At 72.9% G+C, this 4,886-nt stretch carries 3 protein-coding genes and 1 pseudogene; 2 read left to right on the top strand and 2 right to left on the bottom strand.

Features of this window, described 5'->3' with window-relative positions; all coding sequences use genetic code 11:
* Window positions 1–67: 67 nt before the first annotated feature.
* Complete coding sequence (locus FV227_RS27795) at window positions 68–751, top strand: type 1 glutamine amidotransferase domain-containing protein (protein ID WP_147860399.1); 684 nt, start codon at window positions 68–70, stop codon at window positions 749–751.
* Window positions 752–874: 123 nt separating this feature from the next.
* Window positions 875–2,281, top strand: a complete 1,407-nt coding sequence (locus FV227_RS27790; RefSeq protein WP_147725703.1) for an amidase — start codon at window positions 875–877, stop codon at window positions 2,279–2,281.
* A gap of 220 nt (window positions 2,282–2,501) precedes the next feature.
* Here FV227_RS27790 and paoC read toward each other — a convergent pair whose 3' ends face one another.
* Together paoC and FV227_RS30210 are read right to left on the bottom strand one after the other, a co-directional pair.
* Window positions 2,502–4,712, bottom strand: a complete 2,211-nt coding sequence (paoC, locus tag FV227_RS27785; protein WP_147860398.1) for an aldehyde oxidoreductase molybdenum-binding subunit PaoC — start codon at window positions 4,710–4,712, stop codon at window positions 2,502–2,504.
* A gap of 4 nt (window positions 4,713–4,716) precedes the next feature.
* Window positions 4,717–4,886 (bottom strand): annotated as a pseudogene (locus tag FV227_RS30210) (xanthine dehydrogenase family protein subunit M); the annotation flags it as partial.

The following is a 4,886-nucleotide window of genomic DNA, read 5'->3' as shown; positions in this document are numbered from 1 at the left end:
ACCTTCACTCGCCCAACCTCCCCTCGCCCAACCTCCCCTCACCCAAGCCAACGATCCGGAGAACGACATGAAGATCCTGATGGTCCTGACCTCCCACGACCAGCTCGGCGACACCGGCCGCAAGACCGGCTTCTGGCTGGAGGAGCTTGCCGCCCCCTACTACGTGTTCAAGGATGCGGGCGCGGAGGTGGTGCTGGTGTCGCCCAAGGGCGGCCGGCCGCCGCTCGATCCGAAGAGCGCCGAGCCGAGCTTCCAGAGCGACACGACGCGCCGCTTCGAAGCGGACGCAACGGCGATGGCGGTGCTGGCCGAGACCGGCCGGCTCGTCGGCGTCGGCCACGACGGCTTCGACGCCGTGTTCTATCCCGGCGGGCACGGCCCCCTCTGGGACCTCGCCGAGGACCCGGCCTCGATCCGGCTGATCGAGACCACGCTGGCGGCCGGCAAGCCCGTGGCCCTGGTCTGCCATGCCCCCGGCGTGCTGCGCCATGCCAAGGCCGGCGACGGGACGCCCCTGGTCGCGGGCCGCAACGTCACCGGCTTCGCGAACACCGAGGAGGAGGCGGTCGGCCTCACCCGGGTGGTTCCGTTCCTGGTCGAGGACGAGCTCGCACGCAACGGCGGCCTCTACGCCAAGGGTGCCGACTGGGCCCCCTTCGTCGTCACCGACGGCCTGCTCGTCACCGGCCAGAACCCCGCCTCCTCGGGTCCTGCCGCCGAAACGCTCGTCGCACGCCTCGCGAACCGCTGACGGGTCGGGCGTCCCCCGCGGCGCCCGCCCCCGACCATCGCACGGCCGGCGCACCGCACGGCCCTCCCCATGACCCGGCCGAGGCACCATGCCCGCATCGGCGATCGCGAAGGCTCTCAGATCATGACCACCGACATCGTCTTCTCGGACGCGACCGGCCTCGCCGCGCTGATCCGCACCCGCCAGGTCTCGCCGGTCGAGGTCGTGCAGGCCCATCTCGACCGCATCGCGGCGGTCGACCCCAAGGTCAACGCTATCGTCACCCTCGCGGAGGGCGCGCTCGCCGCCGCGCGGGAGGCCGAGGAAGCGGTCATGGCCGGCAAGGAGCTCAGGCCGCTGCACGGCGTGCCCTTCACCGTGAAGGATTCGATCGACACGGCAGGCGTCCTCACCCAGCGCGGCTCGCCGATCTTCGCGGGCCGCCGGCCGGACGCCGACGCCACCAGCGTCGCCCGCATGAAGAGCGCCGGCGGCATCCTGCTCGCCAAGACCAACCTGCCGGAGTTCTCCTACTGGATCGAGAGCGACAACCTGCTCTCGGGCCGCTCGAACAACCCGTGGGACCTCGACCGCACGCCCGGCGGATCGAGCGGCGGCGAGTCGGCGGCGATCGCGGCGGGCCTGTCGCCCTTGGGCCTCGGCACCGACCTCGCCATCTCGGTGCGCGGCCCGGCCGCGCAGACCGGCATCGTCGCGCTGAAGCCGACGCACGGGCGCGTGCCGATGACCGGCATCTGGCCGCGGGCGCCGCGCCGGTTCTGGCACGTCGGCCCGATGGCGCGCTCGATCCGCGACCTCGCGCTCGCCTTCGCGCAGCTGGCCGGTCCCGACGGCCTCGACGGCTTCGCCTCGCACGGCGGCCCGTTCGACGCCGGAGCCGGCATCGCACCGGGCCGCAAGCTCCGCGTCGGCTGGATGGTCGGGCCGGGCTTCGGGCCGATCGACACGGAGGTCGCGGCCACCGTCCGGGCGGCGGCGGACGCGCTCGCGGGCGAGGGACACCCGGTGCAGGAGGTCCGCATCCCGGCCCTGGAACGCGACTTCGCCCTCGACGTGTTCAACAAGCTCCACGTCATGGAGATGAAGCCGGCCTTCCGGGAGGCGACCGCCGGGCACGAGGATCGGATGTACAGGATGGCGCGGACGATGCTGTCGCTGCCCGACACCTCGATGGCGGACTACGTCGCGGCCGAGCAGGCGGCCGAGCGGCTGAGGGACGGCTACGCCGCCTATTTCCGGGATTACGACGTGCTCCTCACGCCCGTGCTGCCCGTGCCGGCGCACAAGCACGGCATCCGGGACCTCGTCGTCGACGGCGAGACCGTCGACCTGACCTACCTGCAGGGCGCGACCGTGCCCCTGAACGTCACCGGCCTGCCGGGGGTGTCGATGCGGTTCGGCACCAGCCGCGAGGGCCTGCCGATCGGCGTGCAGCTGGTCGGCAGCTGGCAGGCGGAGGCGACGATCCTGCACGCCGCTGCGCTGCTGGAGGGCGTGAGCCCGGTCCGCGGCCTGCACCCGAGCCTCTGACGGGAGGGGATAGGCCCGGGTCGCACACCGCGCTCCCAGGCCGCCGGCACGAAAGCCTGCGTCCGGCCGACCTTCGCACCGTTCTCGCGATGGACGGTCGAGGGGGCGCCACCGGAGCGCCGCTGGCGGATGGCCTCTCGAAGGGCCGCCAGGCTTCGGGCCGGCGGATCGATCGCACACCGGGCGCGCGGATCGTCGTGTCCCGCATCCCGAGGCGTCGTCAGGCCGAGTCCGGCATCCGGTCGAGGAGCTTGTCGAGGGTGATGGGGTAGTCGCGCACCCGCACGCCGGTCGCGTTGTAGACCGCGTTGGCGATCGCCGGGGCGACGCCGACATGGCCGAGCTCCCCGACGCCCTTCGCCTTGACCGGGGACATGGTCGGGTCGACCTCGTCGAGGAAGACCGCCTCGAGATGGGGCACGTCGGCGTGCACCGGCACCTCGTAGCCGGCGAGATCGTGGTTCACGAAGAAGCCGCGCTTCATGTCGACGACCATCTCCTCCATCAGGGCGGCGCCGATCCCCATGGTCATGCCGCCGATGATCTGGCTGCGCGCGGCCTTGGGGTTGATGATGCGCCCGGCCGCGCACACCGCCAGCATCCGGCGGACGCGGATCTCGCCGGTGTCGGCGTCGACGCCGACCTCGGCGAAGTGCGCGCCGAAGGTCTGCTGCGCGAAGCGCTTGGCGAGATCGCCGAACACGATGGTGTCCTCGGCGACGAGGTCGCCGGCTTCCGCCGCCCGCCCGAGCGGTACGGCGCGGTTGCCGGAGCGGACCTCGCCCTCGGCGAAGGCGACGTCGGCCGAGTTGAACCCGAGCCGCTGGGCCACCGCCTCGCGAAGCTTGACGCAGGCCGCGTAGACGCCCGCGGTGACGGAAGGGGCCCCCTGCTGGCCGCCGGAGCCCGGCGTCTCCGGAAAATCGGAATTGCCGAGGCGCGCGACGACCCGATCCGGCGTGACGCCCATCATCTCGGCGGCGGTCTGCGCGACGATGGTGTAGCTGCCGGTGCCGATGTCGGTCATGTCGACCTCGACCGTGACGACGCCGCGTGCGTCGAGGCGCACGCGGGCGGCGGACCGGGCGATCTTCGCCGCGCGGATCGCCCCGGCCATGCCGAACCCGACGCGCCAGCGCCCGTCGCGCAAGCCGGCCGGCTGCGCCTGGCGGCGCTCCCATCCGAAGCGCTCGGCACCGAGGCGCAGGCACGCGACGAAGGGCCGGGTCGAGAACGGGATCTCCGGGTGCTCGGGGTCGACCTGGGTGTCGTTGAGCGCCCGGAACGCGACCGGGTCCATCCCGAGCTTCTCGGCCATCTCGTCCATGGCGATCTCGAGGGCCATCAGGCCCGGCGCCTCGCCGGGCGCCCGCATCGCGTTGCCCTCGGCGAGGTCGAGCACCGCCAGGCGCTGGCGGGTCATCCGGTCGGCGCCGGCGTAGAAGGCGCGCGTCGCCGCCGTCGACGGCTCGGTCCGGCCGCCGGCGAGGTTGCCGTTGAGGTTGTCGTGGCCGATCGCGGTGATCCGCCCGTCCCGGGTCGCGCCGATCCAGATGCGCTGGATCGTGGCGGGGCGGTGGATGGTGGTGTTGAACATCATCGCACGCTGCAGCGCGAGCTTGACCGGCCGGCCGGCCACCCGCGCCGCCACCGCCGCGAGCGCGAGGTCGGACTGGACGGTGCCCTTCCCCCCGAACCCGCCGCCGACATACGGCGAGACGAGGCGGATCCTGTCCCGGGGGATGCCGAGCGTCCTGGCGAGGTCGCGCACGCCCCAGTTCATCTGCTGGATCGAAGTGTGGCAGGTGAGCCGGTCGCCGTCCCAGGCGGCGATGGTGGCATGCGGCTCCATCATCGCGTGGGCTTGGTCGGGGGTGGTGTAGCGCGCGTCGAGCTGGACCGGTGCCCGCGCGAACGCGGCCTCGAAGTCGCCGACGCGGGTCTCGGGCTTGCCGCCGAACGGGCCCTGCTCGGCCACGGGCGCGGTCGCCTCCTGCGCGGCGAGGTCGAAGGCGCCCGGCTCCTCGACATACGTGACCCGGACCAGGGCCGCGGCGGCCCGCGCCTGCTCGAAGGTCTCGGCGACGACGACCGCGACGGCCTGGTGGTAGTGGTCGACGACGAGCGCGGCGAGGAAGCGGTGGACGTAGAACTCGCCCTGGCCGAGCGGCCCGGCATTCTCGTGGGTGACGACGGCGACGACGCCCGAGGCGGCCTTCGCGCGCGCCACGTCGAGGGTCGCGATCCGGCCCTTGGCGATGCCGGCGCCGACGATGAAGCCGTAGGCGAGGTTCGCGTGCGGATCGTGCCATTCGTAGGCGTAGGGCGCGGTCCCCGTGACCTTGAGCGGTCCTTCGACCCGGTCGGTCGGCTTTCCGACGACCTTGAGCTGGTCGATCGGGTTTTGGCCGGCGGGCTGATCGAACTTCATGGCTTTAGGCCCTCGCTTGGTTGAGCGCCGCGGACAGGGTCCGCTCAGCGAGCGTCAGCTTGTAGGCGTTCGCATGGGTCGGCGCGGCGCCGGCGAAGACCTGCTCGGTCACCGCCTTGGCGCCCCGCGGCAGGTCGGCCTCGGCCGCCTCCACCCGCCAGGGTTTCGGCGCCA

It is taken from the genome of Methylobacterium sp. WL119 (genome assembly GCF_008039875.1).
In the GTDB taxonomy this organism is placed as follows: Bacteria; Pseudomonadota; Alphaproteobacteria; order Rhizobiales; family Beijerinckiaceae; genus Methylobacterium.
Note: the sequence above shows the minus strand (reverse complement) of the source record. Positions and strands in the feature narration are given on the sequence as shown.